At 30.1% G+C, this 1,186-nt stretch carries 1 protein-coding gene; it reads right to left on the reverse strand.

Features of this window, described 5'->3' with window-relative positions; all coding sequences use genetic code 11:
* A partial coding sequence (locus G8Y84_RS08080) for an ABC-F family ATP-binding cassette domain-containing protein (protein WP_165806270.1) occupies positions 1-763 on the reverse strand: 763 nt, incomplete at its 3' end.
* Positions 764-1,186: the final 423 nt, after the last annotated feature.

Raw genomic sequence — 1,186 nt, forward strand, 5'->3', positions numbered from 1 at the left:
CTAACAGCCTTTTTTCTCTTTCTTCAACAAATTGCGAATAATTTCCATTATAAACATGGAGCATTTTTTGATCTATTTCCATAATTTGATTTGCTGTTTCATCTAAAAAATAACGATCATGTGAGACGATTACGGTAGCACCTTCAAAATTTTCTATATAATTAGTCAACCATTCTATAGATTTAACATCAAGGTGATTTGTTGGTTCATCTAAAAGTAGCAAATCAGTAGACTTAATTAACATTTGAGCAAGACCTACTTTTGTACGTTCTCCTCCTGATAAGTTCCCCCACTCTGTATCAAGTAAATGGTCAATATTTAATCCATAAGTCACTTTACGTATCTTAGAATCTATCTCGTAACCACCATTTTCTTCATAATATGTCTGTAGTTCACCATAGCGAGACATTAGTGTAGTTATACTTTCTTTATCTTCAGCCATTTTATTTTCTATAGCTTCAAGTTGTTCTGATATAGTATTTAACTCTTGAAATACAGATTCCAAACATTGATAAACACTTGTATCATTTTCATAATTGGGTATTTGGTTTAAATAACCGATTCTCACATTTTTCTTCCAACTAATAATGCCTTTGGAAGGTTTTTCTAACCCTGCTAGCAGTTTTAGCAAAGTAGTTTTTCCTTCACCATTACGTCCTACTAATCCTACAGTATCACCAGAATTAAGGGTCAACTTGATATTATCGAATAAAGTTTCTTCTACATAACTTTTAGAAACATTCGAAGCATTGAGTATATTCATTTTTCTTCCTCCATATCCTCTATAAGGAAGAAGTATATAGTGTCAGTTCCTTATAGATTCGATTATTAATTTCAAAAAAGACAGACTTCACCAATTTTGGAATTAAAATCGAAAATTTGTTGCGTATAATCTGTAAATATCTGCAACAATAAGCTATAAGAAACATTTAGACACCTCCTCAAATATGATTTATATACAGTTTACAATAAAAAATCGGCAACTTAAAGAGTGTGATAAGGCCTCCTACTATAAAGTCAATTAGGATGTTAAGTAATACATTAAGATATAAGAATTTTTGTAAGTTATAGGTACACCCTAATCATACATTATGTAGTTATTGAATTTATAGCATGTCACTTTGCTTGATATATGAGAATTATTTAACCTTATAAATGAGAAAAAAGCAACGCACTTTAAATAAGA

Origin of the sequence: Staphylococcus sp. 11511212, from assembly GCF_011394755.1 — a bacterium.
GTDB classification, from domain to species: domain Bacteria; phylum Bacillota; class Bacilli; order Staphylococcales; family Staphylococcaceae; genus Staphylococcus; species Staphylococcus chromogenes.